Annotated in this window: 5 protein-coding genes and 1 pseudogene; all 6 read right to left on the bottom strand. The window is 60.3% G+C overall.

Translation table 11 applies throughout. The features are described from left to right. Nucleotides 1–662 (bottom strand): annotated as a pseudogene (locus tag L9Z73_RS29400) (hypothetical protein); the annotation flags it as partial. 54 nt (nt 663–716) lie between these two features. Then, the gene (locus L9Z73_RS29395) at nt 717–944 is read right to left on the bottom strand and encodes a hypothetical protein (RefSeq protein WP_198865691.1); all 228 of its coding nucleotides are present in this window, start codon (nt 942–944) and stop codon (nt 717–719) included. Beyond that, nucleotides 941–1,171 (bottom strand): hypothetical protein, encoded by a 231-nt coding sequence (locus tag L9Z73_RS29390; RefSeq protein ID WP_247408384.1) that lies wholly within the window; start codon nt 1,169–1,171, stop codon nt 941–943. Before L9Z73_RS29390 ends, L9Z73_RS29395 begins: the two co-directional genes overlap by 4 nt. Further along, nucleotides 1,149–1,415, bottom strand: a complete 267-nt coding sequence (locus L9Z73_RS29385) for a hypothetical protein (protein ID WP_430624328.1) — start codon at nt 1,413–1,415, stop codon at nt 1,149–1,151. Before L9Z73_RS29385 ends, L9Z73_RS29390 begins: the two co-directional genes overlap by 23 nt. A gap of 17 nt (nt 1,416–1,432) precedes the next feature. Further along, the gene (locus tag L9Z73_RS29380; protein ID WP_247408383.1) at nt 1,433–1,684 is read right to left on the bottom strand and encodes a hypothetical protein; all 252 of its coding nucleotides are present in this window, start codon (nt 1,682–1,684) and stop codon (nt 1,433–1,435) included. A 21-nt stretch (nt 1,685–1,705) separates the two neighbouring features. After that, a complete protein-coding gene (locus L9Z73_RS29375; protein WP_247408381.1) occupies nt 1,706–2,017 on the bottom strand; it encodes a hypothetical protein in 312 nt (103 codons plus the stop codon). Between the last annotated feature and the right edge of the window lie 227 nt (nt 2,018–2,244).

Genomic DNA, 2,244 nt, shown 5'->3' with positions numbered 1-2,244 from the left:
ATACGAGCCTTGTCAGCCGCTTCCTGTGCGATGCGTGTTTCGCGGTCTTTCTGCTCCTGCGCCTCCTTCTCCGCGCGCAGCTTGATCAGCTCCGCCTGTTCCGCCTCGACCTTCTCTTGGTCTTCCAGTGCCTGGCGCAGGACCACCAATGACGAAGCCTTCGCACGGTGCGCGTCAGCCTCGAACTCTTCCATCTCCTGATTGATCTCGCAGCTATCAAGGTCTTGGATCTTGGCGCTGATCAGGGCCGCGCTCATACCGGCGGTGTCGGTGTCCTCGATATGCCCGATCACCGCATGGTGCCTAGCTACCCGGGCGTCTTCTGCTGCCTGCCATTCGTTCAGTGGCCGGCGGACCTCTTCCTGAAGCGCCTCCAGGGATTCGCGCATCCGCTTGCGCTCGGCGTCGATCAGCTTCGGCACTTCCTTCAACTCGGCTACCAGTTTCTTGCCGGCGTCGTCCAGGGCGGTGCGGGACTTGGCGACCTTAAAGGCGATCGAGGCGATTGCTGCTCGCCCTTTCGCGGTGCTGGTATCGGGCACGAATGCCCGCACCTCGTCCCGAATCTTTTGCAGCCATGGCTCCAGGCCCTTCTCGGCGGAGAAGACTGCGAGTGCCGTCTCCTTGGGCGGCACGACAGCCAGTTCAGTATTTTTGGACATGACGATCCCTCGCAGCGCTTGGCGCGGCATTAAAAATGGTTTGGTTTGGCGGGGTTATGCGGCGGAAGAGAGCGAGGCGTTGTAGGTGGCGTAGATCTTGTCGATGCGCGCCTGGTAATGCCGATGCTCGGCTTCGTCGATGGCCCGCAGCATAAATGCCAGGGTGATGGATGATCTGGCTGCCGAGCTGGCGTTCGGCTTTCCTACGTCGCGAAGTAGGGTTTCGATCTCGGCATCTATCCAACCCACGGCGATCTGATGGTCGCGCTGTGCGATGTTCATTCAACACCTCCCGCTGGTGGGCAGATCAACTCCATCTGGGCCATAGCGGCGCCGATGCGGAGCTTTAGGCTGGCTCGCTCTTTGAGTCGGCGAGCTTCGCGCTCCGACAGATCGTCAACCGTGTACTCGTGGAACAGGTCGACGCGTTGGACTTTTCCGAAGTTTGGCAAGTCCCAGCGCCTATCGGATTCCCTGGCCTGGGCGCTATCCGCGTAGCTGGTTGGCATGGCGAGTCTCCAGGCGCCGGGCGAGGGCACAGGCTTCGTTGTGGTCGCGGCGGAAGCCCATCACCTTGTCGGTTCGGGTATCAACCACATGGAAGAAGTCGCGGCCCGCAGGCTTTACCACCATTCGGAAGGCGACCACTGGCTCAGGCCGGCCGATCATCCGGTACAGCTCAATGGTGGCGAGGCGGGAACGCTGATGCAGGCCGTCGACGATGTCGCGGCGCATTTGGATGTCAGGGTGCATGGTCGACTCCGGAGTGATTATGTAGCGGCCTGATCTGTGGCCTTGGCCAGCCTTGCCTTGGCTCGATTCTTGGCCTGGCGTCGGCGCTGCGATTTAGTAAGGCCACCAACAGCGTTCATGTCAGACGACATCAACGCCTTCAGCTTTTTAGGCTTATGGTCGGTATCGCAGGATTTGCAGAATCGCGGATAGCCCACGTCAGCGCCGATAAACTGGCAGCAACTTCCGCAGTGGCTGCCGTCTGCAATGTTGTCTTCGAAGAAGCTCATGGCGACCTCCAGTGTTTGGGGTTAGGCGGAACGGGCGGCGAGCATGGCGTCGGCGAGCGTATATGCGTGCTTTGCAAAGTCTTCAGGCGCCCAGGTCGCCACGTCTTCATGGCTGTAGGCCTGGACAGTCGAAAGCGCCTTGGCTGCGAAGTAATCGCGGAGGGTCATACCCGACAACTGCCTCCTCGCCTCATCAACCGTTGCTGGCTTAAAAGTTTGGTGGTCGTAATCTGCAACCGGGAAGGCCGGCTGTAGGCCATCCTCGATTGCGGCGTCGTACCGGAGCTGGGCGCCTTCAATCTGGCGATCCATTTGAGCTGCCATGTATTCCATTTCTGATTCCTCAGTGGTTGGTTCACCTGTATTCGTCAACACTCATGCCTCCCGCTGGTTGCCGATGGGCGCGGGGTGAGTGCTGACGTAATAGAGGTGGGGAAGGGTGCAGGCGCCCGGCACTGCCCGGGATGTGTCGAGTCTGGCCAGCTATGCCCTCGGACTCGCCTGCGGTGCTCTTCTTCATTTGGGGTGGGCCTACCTTTCGACCGATGCGCGGTGACATC

The sequence above is a fragment of the Pseudomonas emilianonis genome (assembly GCF_023072625.1).
Classification (GTDB): Bacteria; Pseudomonadota; Gammaproteobacteria; order Pseudomonadales; family Pseudomonadaceae; genus Aquipseudomonas; species Aquipseudomonas paraveronii.
This window is presented reverse-complemented; position numbering and strand designations above follow the sequence as displayed.